This is a genomic window from Erysipelothrix rhusiopathiae (genome assembly GCF_900637845.1).
GTDB classification, from domain to species: domain Bacteria; phylum Bacillota_I; class Bacilli_A; order Erysipelotrichales; family Erysipelotrichaceae; genus Erysipelothrix; species Erysipelothrix rhusiopathiae.
This window is the reverse complement of sequence record NZ_LR134439.1, coordinates 1081038-1099240: the sequence shown is the minus strand read 5'-3', so window position 1 is coordinate 1099240 and position 18203 is coordinate 1081038. Positions and strand designations below refer to the sequence as shown.

Genomic DNA, 18203 nt, shown 5'->3' with positions numbered 1-18203 from the left:
TAAAAAGGAGAAGAAAATCATGGCACGTCCACAAACTAAAGAAACGCTGCTTGAAGCAGCAACTGTAAACTTTAATAAATTAAATGAATTTATCGATTCTTTGAGCGAAGAAGAGCGTAACGCTCCATTTGTACTTGAAGATCGAGATCGTAACTTACGTGACGTTTTATGTCATTTAATCGAATGGCATAAAATGATGATCCGATGGTATCAAATCGGTGTTATAGAAAATGGAATGCCGGATATTCCCGCAAAAGGATTCACATGGAAAACAACACCTGAACTAAATCATAAAATATGGGAAGCCTACCAAAATACAACATTAGAAGAGGCACTTACCGAAATTCAAAATACCCATGCAGAAGTTGTGAGTCGTATACATAACCATACGCAAGAATCATTATTTGATAGAAAGGTATACCCATTTACCAAAACAACAACCTTAGGTGCATATTTTATCAGTGCTACCTCCTCGCATTACGACTGGGCATTAAAAAAATTAAGAAAACAGTATAAAGCCATGAAGCGTGATACAATAGGGTAAAAGGAAGTGATACCATGAGTATTGATAATTGGTTTAATTTTCGTCCTAAAGTAGATCTTGATCGAGATCGGGAAAAATATCTCAAACAAGTCTTTCCACGTGGTGAGCAACAAAAGCAAATGATTCAAAACGTACTCCTTGAGTTATTTCCGAAACGAGATCAAAAAGAACTTCTGTATCATTACATTGTTTGTAAAGAAATCATAACCAATGATGCATTGGATCCTTTTGATCAAATTCATAAAATCGAAAAAGCACTTAAACGAGTTCGCCCTAAATTAGACTTTACCGAAACAGAAACGTTAACGAATCTGCTCTATATTGATGCTAATGAAATCGAAACTATCGATTCACAAAAACTATTAAATCGAGTTAGACATAAAGCCATCGTATGATGGCTTTTTATTTTATGTATCTATATTTTTGACTTCTTAATACTCGTTTTTTGTGTGATTGAAAGGATAAACTTGTAAGTCATCGATTCCTTATTTATGATGTGTATCGTTATTAAAGGAGATTTATTGTGTCTAATCATTTAAATTTAAGTCGTGTCGATGGGGATCTTTATATTGGTAAAGGTGCCGGAAAAGAAATTATGACATGTTTTAATCAAAGTAAACAAACAATTAAGATTGTATCCCCTTATGTTAATAAGGATTATGTACAAAAGTTAATTAAACAACATCAAGCAGGTATCGCAACGGGTTTAGTATTCACATGGGATTATAAACAAGGTCAAAAAGCAAATCAAGATTTGGCGCACACTCTGTTCACCCAAACGCGTATTAAAAGTGATGAAGCATTACGAAAGAAACGTATGGGCCGTTTTATTGCATTAGGGTGGTGTTTTGTTAATTTTATTATTCTCGCGCATGCGATAACACTTAAAGGTACTGTTGGGTTTTGGTTTGAAATGATTGCTGTTGTGGCGCTTTTCACCGCAAATTTCAAATATTTCGACCACGTTCATAAGACACCCATTTATAGCTACTCTTACGAACCCAATATGCCAATCTCTATCTGGAAAACCAACCGCTATCAAAAGCTACATACAAAACTGTATGTCGTGGATGATGTTGCTTTTATTGGTTCTCTCAACTTTACAAAAAACGGTTTTTACTCAAACTATGAATCATGCATGAGTATTCATAAAAAGGATGAAGTCATCGATTTACATCACTATATCGATTCCCTTTTAAATGACAAAGAATGTCAGCAGTTTTATTTTAATGAAATTGGAAAACAATACTTTGAAGAACCTGCCTACTAAAAAAAGTCCATTTCGGACTTTTTTTATTGAATCGTTTTAATAATTTTCGCAGGATTTCCCGCAAGAACAACATTATCTCCAAAACTCTGTGTAACAACAGATCCCGCTCCGACCACTACATTATCCCCTAAGGAAACGCCGGGTAATAGAATACAACTTCCACCAAGCCAAACATTTTTTCCAATACTTACTGGTTTTCCATACTCCCATCCTGAACTTCGTGTCGAAGGGTCAAGTGGATGCGTAGCTGTATAAATTTGGACATTGGGTCCGCACATACAATAATCACCAAAACGGATTTCACAGACATCAAGCATGACACAATTATGATTTGCGAAAAAGTGATCTCCAAGATGAATGTTTACACCATAGTCACATGCAAAGCCTGGACAAATACAAAAGGTTTCAGGAGCACTCCCAAGTATTTCCCGATAAATATCCGAACGTACTGTGCCATTTGCTTCTTGATTTGCACGGATCGTACACTGTATTGCTTTTAAGTTGAGTTTCATTAATGTTGGATCATCGCTACGATACATGTCTCCACGAATCATCTTCTCAAACATCTGCATGACAATACTCTTGTTTAAAATCCACAAGTTCTTTATAGATTAATGCGACATCATGACGGTATGGGTAATTTTTAGTTTCTTTTTCAAAATTTTGAAGTATCTGAGAAGCACGAACTTCATCATTCTCAATTACTAACGCTTTCAAAAATTCAAATTTTAAACAATCTGGATTGCCTTTGATTTTCTTCACAATGGTATTCATCATTGGAGTGGGTTCCACAACCTCCCCTTCCAACATTAAACATGAAGCATGGTCTAAATCCACAAACACTTTTTGAATCGGGATCATTTCAAGATCTTTAAGCGCTTCATACGCTTCAATGCGCTCACGATTTGACTTCAAAGATTCGATATATATTAGTTGAGCCGTTAAACCGATTGGATTGTCACAATCTTGAAGTGGAATCGATTTAATAAAACTCGGATTGATTTCTTCATAACCTTTGCCCTGTGCTTTCATACCAATAACGTAAAGTTGTAACCAGAAATAAGGACGCAACTCTGAGCGATGTCTTAACAAGGATGCATTGTAACCATCATTGGGTGTATCTTCCATAATAAGTCCATTCACCAAAATCGCGAATATTCCGAGGAGAATCAGTAAGGTTAGAAATATTTGCATGTAGGGTCCAACTGGAAACATTACAAGGAGCACTAGAGCCACAAGTGTAATGACACCATTTGTAATAAGTCCCCCAAAATTATAAAGTTGAGTCGGAAAGTCTTCGTTCATTGTTTTAGGTGGCATCATCAAACACTGGCCGGCAGTACCCGGAATTTTGAGCGATTTCAATTTGTATCCGTGATTTGTTTTAATCAGTGTCAACGAGAAAAAACGAATCAGAATAAATTGATAACCCGTTATTAAACCAAAGATGAGATGACCTGTTTCATGCATCACAATATGAATTATAAAACTTAATATTATAAAGCCCATCGAAGCCAGAAAAATATTGAGGGGACCGATACTATATGTAAAGGATAACTTTTGGGCCATATGGCCTCCCGCAAACCCCAAGAATGCGCAAAGAAATACTAAGGTTATTTTCAGTAATTTATTTTTCATACAATCCTCTTTTCATGTCTATTAGACCATAAAAAAACCACTCATGCAAGAGTGGTTAAAACTAGAAGATTCGATTTAATTCATTTTGAAGTTTTGCTTGTTCACGAACATATTCATCAAGTTTTGCTTCGTTTTCTTCATAGTTGTTTTTAAGACCTGCAATTTCTTCTTGTAACGTTTCAGAATCATTTGTTTTTGCTTGACCTTCAAGACTTGCAATCTTAACTTTGATTTTTTCGTTGAGTTCTTCTAAAGCATCACAACGAACATCGAGCAGTTCAAGTTCTTCTTCGATTTCATTTCGACGTGATTCTTGTCGATTAAAGTCCCGATTTTTTATGCGTGCATAGAAATCATCTTGAATCCCTCTAAATGTATCCCAAAGTTTCGGCTCATGATCGCGACCACTATGTCCTGCTTCTTTCCAGTCATTAAACAGTGCTTCCATATTTTCACGTGTGGTTGCATCATTGAATGTTTGGACAAGATCTTTTGCCTTCTCGATAATCGCTTCTTTTTTCTCACGTGCGTTATCTTGTTCTGCACGTAATCCGTCAAAGAACTCACGTTGTTTTTGATAGAAATTTTGACGATGACCGTTAAATTCTTCCCATAAACGATCTTCATGTTCACGTCCAGCAAATCCTGCTTCTTTCCAACGTGTCATTAAATCGCGCATCGCATCCGATGTTTCTTTCCATTCCGTTGAATCTTTAATTGCTTCTACTTCCACAATTAAAGCTTCTTTCAATGCTTTCGCATCTTTGCGAAGTAACGTCATTTCTTCAAAGTGGGTGGTGCGTGCATCAAAGAACTCATCATTAATCGCACGGAATTTTTCCCAAAGCTCTTGATCTACATCTTGACCCGCAAATCCTGCTTCTTTCCATTGTTTTTGAAGTTCTTGTAATTTAACGGCTGTTTTATTCCAGTCCGTTGATTTCTTTAGTTGATCAGCTTGTTCAATTAAGTCTTTCTTAATCGCACGTGCTTTTTCAAGTCGTTCTTGGCGATGTTCGTATTGATCAAGTGCCGTTTTGAATTTATCTTCTAAATCTTGGTCGATGCCTTCTTCAGATAAAGATTCCCATTCTTTCTTAACAAACTCAATGCGTTCATCATCCCCTGTACTCATAACACTGTATACTTCTGAAATTAATTGGTTTTGTCGAGACGTTTCCACAGAAGCAAGACTTTCCCATCCAAAATCATGTCGCGAAAATTCAGGCTCCCTTACTTCCTTTTCTACTACTTCTTCTGTCTCATTAATTTGTTTCTCGTTAATGTCGAACACCTCTTTCTTATCAATTAAAATATTTTGTCCTGCAAAAATTATGCTTCGAACAAATATACTTCTTTTTTATCTAATAAATCATATCATTTATATGTGATTTAAACGTGAAAATCATGTGTGCAAACTTGCATTTTTCGATTTCTTACATTTATTTTGATTTATTTTTTCAGTTTATCAATCATTCCAGTCTGAAAATCTTTGAAACCTCCTAATCCACCCTGTTTAAAGCCTCTTTTCTTGAATTAAGGTGTGATATTTGTCACGTATTTGTCTGGATTTCATCATCTTTTTAGAAGTTGATGGGTTGAATCCTGAAAATACCGTCGTCTTTTAGTTGTAATGAATCCTGTTTCATTTTATAATCTTACGTATAGTTAAATCTATACGAGAGGAGAAGTGTATGGTCGATACTGTTAATCTTTGGCTCCTAGTTGGAGTTCTTATTATTGTTGTTGGATTTGCAATGAAAATTGATTCAATCGCTGTTGTTTTAGTCGCTGCTGTTGTTACCGCTTTAATTGGTGGTATGAACTTCGGTGAGATTTTAGAAACACTGGGTTCTAACTTTGTTAAGTCCCGTGGTTTAACGATCTTTGTCTTAACGCTACCGGTAGTTGGGGTATGTGAGCGTTATGGATTGAAAGAACAAGCTGTAAAACTTATTCAAAAAATGAAAGTTCTTACAGCAGGACGTGTTATTTGGGTTTACCAATTAATTCGTCAATGTGCCGCTGCAGGTGCATTACGTTTAGGAGGGCATCCTCAATTTGTCCGTCCATTGATTCATCCAATGGCTGAAGGTGCTGGAATTCAAGAAAAAGGTTCCGCATTATCTGTTGCAGAGGAAGAAGAAATTAAAGCAGGCGCCGCTGCTGCTGAAAACTATGGTAACTTCTTTGGTCAAAACTTATTCCCTTATGCAAGTGGTGTTATCTTAATTGTTGAAACACTGGTTGAACAAGGTTATGACGTAACACACCAAGGAATCGCACTTTGGAGCGTTCCAGTCTTTGTAATTGCTCTAGTACTTGGAGGCGTTCAAACAGTTCTGTTAGATCGTCGCATTAAGAGAGGGGCTAAATAATTATGACAGCTAATTTTTGGGAATTATTCTTAGAAATGTGGTATATGGTTGTTGGTTGTATTTTTATCGCAACTGCAGTTTCAGCATACCGCAATATTGATGATAACCGTAAATACGGTGCCGCATCATTTTGGATTATTTTAGCCGTATTGTTTATGTTAGGAAAATACATTCCTAATAAAATTAACGGGTTACTTGTCTTAGCACTTGGAGTCCTTTCATTTATGAAGACCGTTAACATTGGAGATATTGAACAAATTTCTCAAGATTTCCGTGATGAACAATCAGATCGAATCGGATTTAAAATCTTTATTCCATCTGTATTTATTGCAATCGGAGCATTCTTATTCTCCTTTGTATTACCAAAAGTTGCGCCAGGTGTTAGTGCTGGTGTTCTTGGGTATATTGCAATTGGATTGTCTGCAGCATGTGGATTAATCGCAACCTTTATTATTACAAAAACAAAACCTAAAGGTGTCATGAATGACGCAACACGTCTTATGCGTACAATGGGTTCATTCAGTATCTTACCGCAATTGCTTTCAGCCCTAGGTGTTGTCTTTACAACAGCCGGAGTTGGTAGTTTGATTGCGACACTACTTGGTAGCTTTATTCCTAATGGAAACATCTTTGCAGGTGTTGTTGCTTACTGTGTTGGTATGGCCATCTTTACTATTATTATGGGGAATGCTTTTGCGGCATTTACCGTTATTACAATTGGAATTGGGATTCCATTTGTGTTTGCACAAGGTGCTAACCCACTGATTGCAGGTGCGCTTGCAATGACTGCTGGATTCTGTGGTACCTTATTAACACCAATGGCTGCGAACTTTAATATCGTTCCAGCTGCATTACTTGAAACAAAGTCACAATATTCTATTATTAAATATCAAGCACCTATGGCTCTTATTATGCTCGTAATCCATATCTTCTTGATGTATTTCTTAGCTTTCTAAAAAATTATTGAAGGAGGACGTATCTATGAAAGTTTTAATTACAGGTTTTGATCCATTTGGTGGGGAAAAAATGAATCCTGCTTATGAAGCAGTTAAATTACTCCCTGATACAATCGAAGGGGCCGAAGTACTTAAACTCGAAGTTCCAACCGTCTTCAACAAATCGGTTGAGGTATTAGATGAAGCGATGGCTAAACATCAACCTGACATTGTCATCTGTGTTGGTCAAGCTGGAAATCGTTTTGGGGTTACGCCTGAACGTGTAGCGATCAACCAAGATGATGCTCGTATTAAAGACAACGAAGGCAATCAACCGATTGATGAAACAATCTTTGAAGATGGTAAAGCAGCCTATTTCGCTACATTACCAATCAAAGCAATGGTTGAGAATATGAAGCAAGCTTCTATTCCCGCAAGTGTTTCAAACACTGCAGGTACCTTCGTATGTAATCATCTTATGTATGGATTACTCTATTTAGTTGATAAAAAATATCCTAATGTTCGCGGTGGCTTCATTCATGTGCCTTTCGCAACACAACAAGTTATGGATAAACCTACTGCACCAAGCTTAACTTTAGAACAAATTGCTAAAGGCTTAGAAGTATGTATTGCTACAGCCGTAACGGTTAAAGAAGATCATAAAATTCAAGGTGGCGCAATCAGCTAATGAATAATCAAATGTTTGTTTATGGATCTTTAATGGAAGGGTTCTTTAATTTTGATAAATATGTCGATGGACATGTTGTTTCAATTGAAAAAGCTTATGTTCTTGGAACATTGTACGATATGCCCTATAAAGGCTATCCTGCACTTCTACAAGAAGGCAATACCAAGGTTTGGGGTGAAATCATTACAGTCAAAGACCTAAGTCTCATCATTGATGATATTGATGCGATGGAAGGTTTTAATGGACGTGATGATGACGAGTATAAACGCATCCCCTCTACCATTACCAAAGAAAATGGTGATACAGTAGAACTGGGTGTTTACTTCTATAATCTTAAAGATCAAGATGTTCGGTTTGATGAAGCAATTCTTCTTCCAGAAGGAAGTTGGAGAGCATTTAAAACCTCAAAAAAATAAAACATGCCTAATTGGCATGTTTTTTTTATATCATCTTAACCTTGTAATAAACATCCTCTTGTCCTTTTGTGACTGGGATCATCTCAAATTCATAATGATATTCACGATGAACATCCAAAAACTGAGGATCGTGCTTTGATAACCACCCGACAACATCAACTGCCACAATACATGCTACACAGTCATCATCGGTTCTACACGCCCCAACATTAAGTGGTAATCGATCAGACTTGATCATAAGGCCTTTTTGCAATGAATTCGTCAAGGAAGCCCAAAAGATTTGCGTATGATTTTTATACGTCTTTGGACTTACTTCTTTTTCGATAACTTCCTCATATACAGCCAAACCGAGATCCTCATTTAAATTTTGATAATTCGCATGCGGACCTTTTCCAAAATAATGAAACGCGTTATATGACGGTTCAAGAGGAATCTTAAATCCGATCATCGACAGCCCTGAATGGTTTGAGGGCTTAAACGATTGCCGCACCCAAACACGTCCATCTGCGTAGACTTTATAAATTGTATGCACTACGGAACCATTTGCAAGCACGCTACGAATCGTAATGCGAACGCGCGAATCATTTACAACTACAATTGAAAAATGCTGTGTCGTCGATTCAACGGCTTCCTGCGACCACTCACGTGTAAATGAATTCCAATGTTCGTTATCTTCATAATTCATCGGTCCACGATTACACAGTAGATTCATCGGCCGACAAAACAACATTTCATCATGAAAACAATACGAATCCATAAAACCCGTTTTTTTATTAAAAGACAGTGAAAAATATTCGCCGTATACACCACATCGTTCTTGTGACTCCACAACTTCTATGGCAGCATAATCATCAGCCATTGAAACCTCTTGCTTCACCAAATGATGAAGACGCAATTGATGACACAACACATCCTCATCTGTGTAAGGATCTTTAACATAAAGATTCAAGTGATACATTGCATCAAATTCATAAAAACTTGGTGTATTTACAGGTACTTCTTGAATTTCACCCACCCTAATAGCGATCGTTACGGATGATTCTGATCCTGAAATTCTGTGCCCATCTTTAAGCACACACGACCGAAACACCGCATGTTCCGTATTTAAGTGTTTAAAATTATTACGGACACTTATGGTTTTTGTTTTGGGATTAAACTGGGTAAATGTTAAGACTTGGTATCGAGGTGAGAAATGACCCGATAACTTACCCTGACACCATTCGTGAAGTTCATCCAATTGCTGTTGTATTGGACATTCCAGATGTATATCGAAATCTTGCCTTTGCGATCGATCACAATCTGTATTCCTTAGTCTTTGAGCCCTACTTTCTTGCCTATCTGCTCGAAAGTCATCACCAAAACATCCGCTTAGTATATGACTCTTAACTTTCGGAATACTTATTGTTTTATTTTCAGAGCTACACGGAAGTTCATCTTCCTGACTCTTTAATTCTATTTGATCGCATTTCATGATTTCGCCCCCTTATAAAATATGCATCTGAATGCGCTTTCTAAAAAGATACCACCCTAGAGTGGTGATGTCAAATATTAATTGATTCATATGCAATTAAAAGCATATTACTATTTTTATATACCCCCTGTGGTATAATGAGTTTGTAATAATTAGAGGTGGACAATGATGTTTAATGAAGCATTACAAAAACTAAAGTCATCGAGGTCGTTGATGAAACTTGCGTTATTTTCGATTTTCTTTCTCGCAATCTATACGCTGATTGATTCCTTCAACCTTAGTTACCGTGAGATGATACTTGAATATGGTATGTATCTCGTTATTATCAATGTGTTTATAAATCTATTAATGGCGCTTCTCAGTGGTCTCTTAATGGTTTTAAATACAATTATGGTGGATCTAAAAGGTATCGAAAGTAAAGGTGCAAATCTCAGCTTTGTATCGATTCTATTCGGAATTCTTACCTATGGATGTACACCTTGTGTTATTGCATTCTTCGCAAATATCGGAATTGCCTTCTCGGTTATGGCCCTTCCGTTAGCCGGACTTCCGTACAAATTACTTTCATTAGTACTAATCCTTCTCGGACTTGTCTGGACACGTTATGAAATCAATAATACAACATGTAAAATAAAAGCACCTACTGCATAGGTGCTTTTTACTTATCGTTTATAGTGTCTCATTAGCGAGACTTTACAATGAGATTAATCGCATCTTGAACACGTTCATGATCACGACCGGATTCATCTACACAATCAAGTAGATTATCTACTGCTATTAATTTAATAATACGATCAACACTTGATCGTACAGCCGTTAACTGAACCAAAACATCTTGACAGCTCTCGCCTTCTTCAAGCATACGCGTAACACCACGTATCTGGCCTTCAGCACGTTTTAAACGGTTTAATAATTGTTTTTCACATGTCATTGTGACATCGCTCCCTTATAAATCGACATACCGCCCATTACATTCACAACGTTAAATCCTTGATTCGAAAGAAAACGTGACGCTTCTTGAGAACGATGACCGGTTAGACAAATGATATGATACATCTTGTCTTTAGAAAGCTTCTTATACTGGTCTTCCAATTCACCAAGAGGAATATTCAGCGCACCTTTGATATGGCCACTTTCAAACTCCCATACATCCCGAACATCAACAATATTCAAATTTTCTTTACGACTTAACAGTGATTCCAATTCTGGGGTCATAATAGTTTTATACATACTCATACCCTTCCTAAAAAATATAATGTGGCGTATGCCACATTATATCATATCTTTACGATTATATTTTACTGTCTAAGTATTTCTCAAGCGCTTGTTTTGGTTGGAAGCCACTGATTTTCTCAACAGGTTCTCCATCTTTAAACAAGATCATTGTTGGGATACTCATAACGTTAAACTCTGTAGCAGTTTGACGGTTTTCATCAATGTCTAACTTCGCAACTTTGATTTTACCTTCGTATTTTTCTGCAAGTTCATCAATTACAGGTGCAAGCATTTTACATGGTCCACACCATTCAGCGAAGAAATCTACAAATACGAGTCCCTCTGAGGTTTGTTCTTTAAAGTCTTTATCTGTTATATGTAATGCCATAATTGTTACACTCCTTTTGGTTATTTACCTTATGACTCTATTATACCCCCTACGGTATAATAGTAAAGTGATTTGCATCAAAAAAAGACAATCTTTTAAAGATTGTCCCTTTCTTATTCATTGTGATCTTCTAGATCATTAAATCGTTGTAAGTCTTTTTCTTCTACAAGTACAAAGAAGAGATCCCCTTCACGTACTTTGTATTCTGGACTCACAAGAATTTGAAACTCTTGATTATTATCACACTTCATCCCAAGAATATTAAAACCATACTCTTGACGAAGGTTTAAGTCGTTAATGCTTCTACCATACCATGATGAAAGTGCATGAATCTCGACAATATTGTATCGATCATCAATTCTCAAGGCATCAATTACACTATGTTTCGCAATCTCATTCGCAAGTCGTTTTCCCATTTCTACTTCAGGTAACACGACACGATCAGCACCTACTTTTTTCAGAACTTCATAGTAATCCATATTTTTTGTTTTCACAATAACATGTTTACAACCCAACTTTTTAAGATTTAGAACACCGAGGATTGTGGATTCCAAACGTTCTCCCGACGCAATAATTGCGATATCGGCATTTGCGACATCCGCAGCTTCGAGTTGTTCAAGTTTGGTGAAGTCGGCTTGAACAGCATGCTCCACTAAATTCGCTACTTCTTCAACACGTTCCATTTTCGAATCCATCGCAATAACATCAACTTTATGTCGCGCTAATGTTTTCGCAATCGATGCTCCAAATAATCCAAGCCCTAAGATAGCAACAGTTTTATTTGTCATTATTTCGCTCCTTTATCCAATTAAGACATTCCCTTCCGGGTAACGAATTAACGGTTCTTTCTTTTCTGCACGGCCACCAAACGAGAGGAAGAATGTTAATAATCCAATACGTCCAGCAAACATTAATACGATTAATACAATTTTACCAATCACAGTAAGATTTGGTGTAAGTCCCATTGTAAGACCTACGGTACCAAAACACGAGAATACTTCTACCAGCACATACTCAATACCGTAACGCTCAGGTATCGTTTCTGTTATCAGAAGTATGAGTGAAGCAAGTAAGACCATAATAATCCCAGCAAATACAATTAAGAGCGCCTTCTCTACTTTTTCATGAGAGATGGATCGATTCTTAAAGTGTGTTTGTTCATCTCTTAACTTAGCACGAACAAAGAGTACAATGGTAGCAACAGTTGTTACTTTAACACCACCACCGGTTGAACCCGCCGAAGCCCCAATAAACATTAAGAGAATTGTAACAAAAATACCCATCGACGAAACCGTCGCATAGTTAACATTCGCATAACCTGCCGTACGCGGGGTAATCGCCATGAACAGATAATTTATAAGTTGCATATGGAATGGTAAATCCGCAAAGGTTCCATTGCGACTTTCACTCAACCAAAAGAGTAAGAAGCTTACGCCTAAGATTGAAAGTGTCGTTATCAGTGTAATTTTGGTATGCATAAGTAATTTACGATTCCGTCGGTACGATAACACATCACGCCAGACGATAAACCCTAAGCCACCCACGACTATAAGTCCACCAATTGTGAGAATCACAAGTGGATTTCGAGTAAAACCTTCCAAACTGTCTCCAAATAAATCAAATCCAGCATTACAAAATGCGGATATACTATGGAATACAGAGAAATAAATACCTTTGAATAAACCAAATCTCGGAATAAAATCAATCGCTAAAAGTGCCGCACCAATTGCTTGAATCGTAAGTGAAAATCGAATAATATATCGAATTAAGAACTGCGCATCCGATAGGCTATCCGTATTAATGGCTTCACGAACAATCAAACGCTGACGTAAGTTTAGACGTTTTCCTATAAAGACAAAAAACATCACGATAATTGACATGAACCCAAGTCCACCAATTTCAATTAAAGTAATGATTACCGTTTTTCCAAAATAGTTCCAATGTTCTGCTGTATTAAGCGTAACCTGGCCGGTCACACATACTGCAGATGTCGCTGTAAATAATGCATCCAGAAAATTTGTTGCATGGCCACTTTGACTTGATATTGGCAAAGACAACAAGGTCGCACCAACAAAAATTGTTAGTGCGAAACCAAGTGCAATATATTGAGGAATTGTAAGTTTTTTAAATTTACGTTTCATTTTTTCAACCTCAACCTCGATAATGAACGCATAAGAGCAAGTTGAGCACGTTTTAAATCAAGCCCATCTTCATACTCTTTCTTTTCATTCAGACGCTTTTCAGCACGAATTCGTGCCTGTTCAGCTCGATGGAAATCAATTTCTGCTTCGCTCTCGATTGTAGCAACCAAAAGGGTTCCTTGATTGTTTTCAAACGTAAACAAGCCTTCTGAAACCGCAAAATTCTCTTTTCCATCTTTCGATTTTGTATACATTGTTCCAATTTCAATTGGCAAAACAATTGCCATATGTTCTTGGAGCACCGTGCGTTGTCCATCAGAAGTTGGGAGAGTGATGGATTCCACATCAACACTCCGGTATGCTCCCTCTGGTGTAACTATTTTTAGATTAAACATTTTCTTTTGTTACGCCTGCCTTGCGGTAAACGTCATCGATTGTAGATGCAAACAAGAATGCTTGTTCAGGTAAGTGATCCACTTCTCCATCTAAAATCGCTTTAAAGCTACGGATTGTGTCAGCAATTGGCACATAAGAACCCGGAATACCGGAGAACGTTTCCGCAACGAAGAACGGTTGGGACAAGAAGTTACGGATCCTACGCGCACGGTTAACCGTTAACTTATCATCTTCACTTAATTCGTCCATACCTAAGATTGCAATAATATCTTGTAAGTCTTTATAACGTTGCAAGATTTTTTGAACTTCTGTGGCAACATAAACGTGCTCTGCACCAACAACATCTTCAGATAGAAGGTTACTGCTGGATTCAAGTGGATCAACCGCAGGATAAATCCCAAGGGCTGCAATATTACGATCCAATACCGTTTTCGCATCTAAGTGCGTAAAAGTAATGGCAGCAGCAGGGTCTGTTAAGTCATCCGCTGGTACATAAATCGCTTGAATTGATGTAATTGATCCTGATTTTGTTGAAGTGATGCGTTCTTGTAATTGACCCATTTCTGTAGCAAGTGTTGGTTGGTAACCAACAGCAGAAGGCATACGACCCAGTAAAGCCGATACTTCTGAACCTGCTTGAGTAAATCGGAAAATATTATCGATGAAAAGTAAAACATCTTGTTTGTTTTGATCACGGAAGTTTTCAGCCATCGTTAAAGCGGATAATGCAACGCGCATACGTGCTCCAGGCGATTCGTTCATTTGACCGTAAACAAGCACAGTATTTTCAAGAACTTTCGCATCTTTCATTTCGTGATAGAGGTCATTCCCTTCACGAGTTCGTTCACCAACACCCGCAACAACAGAAAGACCACTGTGTTCGATTGCGATATTGTGAATTAATTCTTGCATTAGAACAGTTTTACCAACACCCGCTCCACCAAAGAGACCAATTTTTCCACCTTGTGGGTACGGACAGAGTAAATCAATAACTTTGATTCCTGTTTCTAACACAGTATTCGTAGTTTGTTGATCTTTAAAGGGTGGTGCCTCACGATGAATTTCATGCATTTCAACACCTTCTGTGCTAAACGCTTGTTCATCGATTGGTTCTCCCAATACATTAAACATTCGGCCTAAAATTTCTTTTCCGACCGGAACTTTGATCGCAAATCCTGTATCCTCAACTTCGAGTCCACGAGACAAGCCATCGGTTGGACCCATTGAGATACAACGCGCTAAATCATTACCAATATGTTGTGACACCTCGAGAGTGACATCCATTGATTCATGTTTAACTTTTAAAGCATTGTACAGTTTTGGCATATGCTCTTTTTCAAAGCGAACATCCACAACAGGACCTACAATTTGTACGATACGACCTTTCATCTAAGAAACCTCCATTCCAGAAACAATTTCTGATATTTCTTGTGTGATTGCCTCTTGACGCACTCGATTATACTTGCGGCCAAGATCGTCAATCATATCTTGAGCACTATCAGTTGCTTTTTCCATAGCAATCCGACGTGTTGTATGTTCACTAACTTTTGAAGTTAGATATGTAAATTTAACGAGACTCATCAGTGATTGTTTAATCATCATTTCCGATGCTTCTTCAAAGCTTGGTTCATAGATGACATCATCACGACGACCACTTGATTTGGTATTCAAAATATGAAGTTTAAATTCAAGAGTCATCGCATTTTCATACTCTGGTATGATTGCGACAATTTGATGTGTTGATACAAACGGATCAATCGTTTTGATAATATCGTGTAGTTCAATACGCTCACTTGATACCTCAGGATTAATGATGTTTACACCTCGAGTTTGTAAAAAATCGTAAGCTTGTGCACCAAGACTGATGACCATGTCATCTTCGCGGTAAACTTCTAGGAGTTTACGTGCTAGACCTTGGGTATATGCAGAACATAACCCTAAATCTGGCATGACAACAAGATATAGTCGTGGTGTGTCATCAATAATCGCTTCATCAAAATGAATAAATTGTTCTGAAACTTTAGTAACCGCTTCATAGTAATCTTTGAACTCACTCATTTGATCACGATAACGTTGTAATTTACTTAAGGAAACAAGTTTCATTGCCTTAGTAATTTTTTGAGTTGAAGTTATGGATTTTATACGTTTTTTTATACCTGAAGTATTAGGCATGATGCGCCGCCTTAAAATCACTTATTTCTTCATCAATAATTGTTTTTAAGTCTTCAATTAATACATCATCCAAGACATAGTCTTTTTTAATACGTTCAAGAACATCTGTATGTGTTTGAACAAAACGACCATGTAAGTGTTTCTCAAACGGTAAAACTTCTTTAACCTCTAATTGATCAAGATAGCCATATTTGTTTAAGAACATACTAATAATCATCAACTCATGCGGTGTCTTTGTAAGCGCACCTTGTTTAAGAAGCTCAGTTAAACGACGACCATGGTCGATCGTTTTTTGTGTTGCTTCATCAATATCTGAACTAAATTGAGCAAAACTCAATAATTCATGATACGTTGCAAGTTCTAGTTTTAGTGACGATGCTACATGTTTCATTGCTTTAGTTTGAGCTGCTGATCCTACACGGGATACAGACATTCCACTATCTACAGCAGGACGAACACCACTATTGAATGAATCTAAGTTTAAGAATAACTGACCATCTGTAATTGAAATTACATTTGTAGGGATGTAGGCTGAAATATCACCTGCTTGCGTTTCAATAATTGGTAACGCAGTCATCGATCCGCCCCCGTAATTTTCATTCAGCTTTGCAGAACGTTCGAGTAAACGTGAATGAAGATAGAAAACATCTCCAGGATACGCTTCACGACCTGCTGGTCTTCTTAATAGCAGTGAAATTGTTCGGTATGCAACAGCGTGTTTAGATAAATCATCATAGACAATTAGAACATCTTCGCCGTTATCCATCCAATGTTCACCAATTGCACAACCTGTATAAGGTGCAAGGTATTGCAGCGGTGCTAACTCACTTGCAGTACTTGAGACAACAACAGTATATTCAAGTGCATCATGCTCTTTTAGTTTTTCAACAACCATCGCAACCGTTGAAGCTTTTTGTCCAATTGCAACATAAATACACTTAACGTTTTGACCTTTTTGATTCAAAATAGCATTTAAAGCAATACTTGTTTTACCTGTTTGACGGTCTCCGATGATTAATTCCCGTTGACCTTTTCCAATAGGAATCATTGAGTCAACGACCTTAATCCCCGTATGAAGTGGTTCATGAACAGATTTACGCGTCATAACACCTGGAGCTACACGTTCAATTGGACGTACATCTACAGTCTCAACTGGTCCTTGACCATCAATTGGTTGACCTAAAGCATTAACGACACGTCCTAAAAGGGCATCGCCAACACCTACTTCAATAATATGGTTTGTACGGTAAACAACATCCCCTTCTTTTACAAGTTTGTCATTCCCTAAAAGTACAACCCCTACTTGGTTTTCTTCTAAGTTTAGAGCTAAACCAAATACTTCATCATTGAAACGGAGCATCTCACCAGATAGAACTTGATCTAAACCACGCACGAAGGCAATACCATCACCAACTTTGAACACTTTACCAACATCAACATTGGCTTCATCAAATTCGATAGTACTTATTTTTTCCTTTAACATCTGTAAGATGTTTTCAGTTTGGTTACTCATTCTCTAATCCTCCCTGGTTTAAGATTCGATCTAACTTACTTTTAATACTCGTGTCATAAATATCATGGTTGACACGCACCACAAGACCATTAATCAACGAATCGTCAACATGATACGCAACTTCAAAAACACCTTCATATCGCGTTTTTAAATTATGCATCAATTGGCCTTTTTCATCCTCAGTTAAAACCTTTGGACTTGTAACTTCAACAACATTGAGATGCTTACCTTCTTCAAGGAAATCACGATATTCGCGTAAAACACGACTAAAATCGCTCATAAGTTTCGCATCTTGAATCATGCCAAGAAATTTCACAACCTCTTGAGGAAATATTTTTCCCAATTCATTCCATACTGGTGTCAACGCATTCTGATCTAAAAACGTTGCCACCATAATACGATTAAATTCTTCATCGTTCAAAAATTCTTGAAATGTTTGTAACGCTTCATAGAATTCGAGAGGTTTACGTGTTTCAACCCCTACTTGATAAAGTGCTTCTGCGTAGACTTTAGTGCTTATAATCATAAGCATTCATTTCCTTCGCAAGATCATCCATCATCTTCGTATCATTCAGTGCAGCGTCTTGTAAAACCTTACGGTTTACATCCACCGCCACCTCAAGCATGTACTGTTGAACTTCTGTATAGAGTTTTTTCTTTTCTAATTCATATTCTTTTTGCAATGCAGCTTCACGACGATCGATTTCAACCTGAGCAGACGCAATAATATCTTTGCGTTTTGCTTCAGCGTCACTCATCATGTCACCCTCAATTTTTTTCAGGCGCTCCATTGCGACAACGTACTCATGACGTTGTTCTTCTTTAAGTTTTTTTGATTCTAGCTTAAGTGCTTCTGCTTCTTTTACTTCGCTCTCAATTAATTCCGAACGTTTTTCTAAGTATTCTTGAACAGGTTCGTGTAAATATTTTTTATACATCAAATATATTACGAATGTAGCACCAAGCTGAGCTGCCATCGTCAAGAGATTTGGCATTAACTTTTGTGCAATATCGATAGTCATAGAACCCTCCTAATAT

At 37.3% G+C, this 18203-nt stretch carries 23 protein-coding genes; 8 read left to right on the top strand and 15 right to left on the bottom strand.

Annotated elements, in window-relative coordinates; translation table 11 throughout:
• The first annotated feature begins 19 nt into the window (after positions 1-19).
• From EL194_RS05400 to EL194_RS05390, 3 genes are all read left to right on the top strand, one after another.
• A complete protein-coding gene (locus EL194_RS05400) occupies positions 20-544 on the top strand; it encodes a ClbS/DfsB family four-helix bundle protein (RefSeq protein ID WP_003775459.1) in 525 nt (174 codons plus the stop codon).
• A 14-nt stretch (positions 545-558) separates the two neighbouring features.
• Positions 559-939 (top strand): hypothetical protein, encoded by a 381-nt coding sequence (locus tag EL194_RS05395; protein WP_003775461.1) that lies wholly within the window; start codon positions 559-561, stop codon positions 937-939.
• Between the two features lie 128 nt (positions 940-1067).
• Entirely contained in the window at positions 1068-1814 is a 747-nt protein-coding gene (locus EL194_RS05390) for a phospholipase D-like domain-containing protein (RefSeq protein ID WP_003775463.1), read from the top strand.
• 23 nt (positions 1815-1837) lie between these two features.
• On the opposite strand, the gene EL194_RS05385 is transcribed toward EL194_RS05390, so the two are convergent.
• The 3 genes from EL194_RS05385 to EL194_RS05375 all read right to left on the bottom strand — a co-directional run bounded on the left by EL194_RS05385 (position 1838) and on the right by EL194_RS05375 (position 4746).
• The gene (locus EL194_RS05385; protein ID WP_003775465.1) at positions 1838-2386 is read right to left on the bottom strand and encodes a sugar O-acetyltransferase; all 549 of its coding nucleotides are present in this window, start codon (positions 2384-2386) and stop codon (positions 1838-1840) included.
• Positions 2373-3452 (bottom strand): hypothetical protein, encoded by a 1080-nt coding sequence (locus EL194_RS05380; RefSeq protein ID WP_003775467.1) that lies wholly within the window; start codon positions 3450-3452, stop codon positions 2373-2375. The genes EL194_RS05385 and EL194_RS05380 overlap by 14 nt, the downstream gene beginning before the upstream one ends.
• Before the next feature lie 61 nt (positions 3453-3513).
• Positions 3514-4746 carry a DUF349 domain-containing protein gene (locus EL194_RS05375; protein ID WP_003775469.1) on the bottom strand — a complete coding sequence of 411 codons (1233 nt, stop codon included), beginning with the start codon at positions 4744-4746 and terminating at the stop codon, positions 3514-3516.
• 400 nt (positions 4747-5146) lie between these two features.
• Between EL194_RS05375 and EL194_RS05370 the strand changes: the two genes are divergently transcribed.
• The 4 genes from EL194_RS05370 to EL194_RS05355 are packed head-to-tail and all read left to right on the top strand — an operon-like array spanning position 5147 to position 7869.
• On the top strand, positions 5147-5830 hold the full coding sequence (locus tag EL194_RS05370; protein WP_003775473.1) for a DUF969 domain-containing protein: 684 nt from the start codon (positions 5147-5149) through the stop codon (positions 5828-5830).
• A 2-nt stretch (positions 5831-5832) separates the two neighbouring features.
• Positions 5833-6786 carry a DUF979 domain-containing protein gene (locus tag EL194_RS05365; protein ID WP_003775475.1) on the top strand — a complete coding sequence of 318 codons (954 nt, stop codon included), beginning with the start codon at positions 5833-5835 and terminating at the stop codon, positions 6784-6786.
• A 25-nt stretch (positions 6787-6811) separates the two neighbouring features.
• On the top strand, positions 6812-7453 hold the full coding sequence (gene pcp, locus EL194_RS05360) for a pyroglutamyl-peptidase I (protein WP_003775477.1): 642 nt from the start codon (positions 6812-6814) through the stop codon (positions 7451-7453).
• Entirely contained in the window at positions 7453-7869 is a 417-nt protein-coding gene (locus tag EL194_RS05355; RefSeq protein WP_003775478.1) for a gamma-glutamylcyclotransferase family protein, read from the top strand. Before pcp ends, EL194_RS05355 begins: the two co-directional genes overlap by 1 nt.
• 25 nt (positions 7870-7894) lie before the next feature.
• Here the strand turns inward: EL194_RS05355 and EL194_RS05350 are convergent, their stop codons facing one another.
• Positions 7895-9340, bottom strand: coding sequence for a beta-galactosidase small subunit-related protein (locus EL194_RS05350; RefSeq protein ID WP_003775481.1), 1446 nt, complete (start codon positions 9338-9340; stop codon positions 7895-7897).
• Between the two features lie 213 nt (positions 9341-9553).
• On the opposite strand from EL194_RS05350, the gene EL194_RS05345 reads away from it, so the two are divergent.
• Positions 9554-9991: a hypothetical protein gene (locus EL194_RS05345; RefSeq protein ID WP_232012985.1), complete on the top strand. Its 438-nt coding sequence runs from the start codon at positions 9554-9556 to the stop codon at positions 9989-9991.
• 31 nt (positions 9992-10022) lie between these two features.
• Here EL194_RS05345 and EL194_RS05340 read toward each other — a convergent pair whose 3' ends face one another.
• The 11 genes from EL194_RS05340 to EL194_RS05290 all read right to left on the bottom strand — a co-directional run bounded on the left by EL194_RS05340 (position 10023) and on the right by EL194_RS05290 (position 18187).
• On the bottom strand, positions 10023-10271 hold the full coding sequence (locus tag EL194_RS05340) for a metal-sensitive transcriptional regulator (protein WP_003775485.1): 249 nt from the start codon (positions 10269-10271) through the stop codon (positions 10023-10025).
• The gene (locus EL194_RS05335; RefSeq protein ID WP_013852636.1) at positions 10268-10570 is read right to left on the bottom strand and encodes a rhodanese-like domain-containing protein; all 303 of its coding nucleotides are present in this window, start codon (positions 10568-10570) and stop codon (positions 10268-10270) included. The genes EL194_RS05340 and EL194_RS05335 overlap by 4 nt, the downstream gene beginning before the upstream one ends.
• A 61-nt stretch (positions 10571-10631) precedes the next feature.
• The gene (gene trxA, locus EL194_RS05330; RefSeq protein ID WP_003775489.1) at positions 10632-10943 is read right to left on the bottom strand and encodes a thioredoxin; all 312 of its coding nucleotides are present in this window, start codon (positions 10941-10943) and stop codon (positions 10632-10634) included.
• Positions 10944-11056: 113 nt separating this feature from the next.
• Entirely contained in the window at positions 11057-11731 is a 675-nt protein-coding gene (locus tag EL194_RS05325) for a potassium channel family protein (protein WP_003775490.1), read from the bottom strand.
• Between the two features lie 12 nt (positions 11732-11743).
• Positions 11744-13084 (bottom strand): TrkH family potassium uptake protein, encoded by a 1341-nt coding sequence (locus EL194_RS05320; RefSeq protein WP_003775492.1) that lies wholly within the window; start codon positions 13082-13084, stop codon positions 11744-11746.
• Positions 13081-13479: an ATP synthase F1 subunit epsilon gene (atpC, locus tag EL194_RS05315; protein WP_003775494.1), complete on the bottom strand. Its 399-nt coding sequence runs from the start codon at positions 13477-13479 to the stop codon at positions 13081-13083. The genes EL194_RS05320 and atpC overlap by 4 nt, the downstream gene beginning before the upstream one ends.
• Complete coding sequence (gene atpD, locus EL194_RS05310; protein WP_003775496.1) at positions 13472-14869, bottom strand: F0F1 ATP synthase subunit beta; 1398 nt, start codon at positions 14867-14869, stop codon at positions 13472-13474. Before atpD ends, atpC begins: the two co-directional genes overlap by 8 nt.
• Positions 14870-15652, bottom strand: coding sequence for a F0F1 ATP synthase subunit gamma (locus EL194_RS05305; RefSeq protein WP_003775498.1), 783 nt, complete (start codon positions 15650-15652; stop codon positions 14870-14872). It lies immediately after the preceding gene.
• Positions 15645-17165, bottom strand: coding sequence for a F0F1 ATP synthase subunit alpha (gene atpA, locus EL194_RS05300; RefSeq protein ID WP_003775500.1), 1521 nt, complete (start codon positions 17163-17165; stop codon positions 15645-15647). The genes EL194_RS05305 and atpA overlap by 8 nt, the downstream gene beginning before the upstream one ends.
• A complete protein-coding gene (gene atpH, locus EL194_RS05295) occupies positions 17158-17691 on the bottom strand; it encodes an ATP synthase F1 subunit delta (RefSeq protein ID WP_223246840.1) in 534 nt (177 codons plus the stop codon). Before atpH ends, atpA begins: the two co-directional genes overlap by 8 nt.
• Positions 17675-18187, bottom strand: coding sequence for a F0F1 ATP synthase subunit B family protein (locus tag EL194_RS05290; RefSeq protein ID WP_003775504.1), 513 nt, complete (start codon positions 18185-18187; stop codon positions 17675-17677). Before EL194_RS05290 ends, atpH begins: the two co-directional genes overlap by 17 nt.
• Positions 18188-18203 lie beyond the last annotated feature (16 nt).